This window comes from Pseudomonas sp. SIMBA_068 (genome assembly GCF_046534705.1).
GTDB classification, from domain to species: domain Bacteria; phylum Pseudomonadota; class Gammaproteobacteria; order Pseudomonadales; family Pseudomonadaceae; genus Aquipseudomonas; species Aquipseudomonas putida.
The window spans coordinates 1-293 of record NZ_JAWRYI010000298.1 but is presented as its reverse complement, the minus strand read 5'-3'; the positions used below and the strand labels follow the sequence as shown (position 1 = coordinate 293).

General features: G+C 59.4%; 1 protein-coding gene. It reads right to left on the bottom strand.

Annotated features, from left to right (window positions below; genetic code table 11):
- Nucleotides 1-293: immunoglobulin-like domain-containing protein (locus SB756_RS29255; RefSeq protein ID WP_410913041.1), on the bottom strand; the 293-nt coding region annotated here is incomplete at both ends.

The window sequence follows — 293 nt, the reverse complement described above, 5'->3', positions numbered from 1 at the left end:
TCTACAGCCGAATTGATGCCCAGGCTGATCTGGCCAGCGTCATTGTAAACGTCATCGCCTTGTGCAGCGTGCTCGTACGGCGCGCTGGTCTCACCGGCCTTGATTGTGACTTGAGCGTTGTTGCTCAAGGTCACGACCAGGTCGTGGTCCAGCGGTTGGTTGACGTGCACGGTGAACGTTGGTTTGACGTTCTCGGCTACCGAAGTCTGGTCGGCAGTGATGGTGACCTTGACCAGGTCGCCTTCGTTGCCCGGAGTGCCTGGCTCGTCAGTAACGGTGGTGCTGACCGGGGT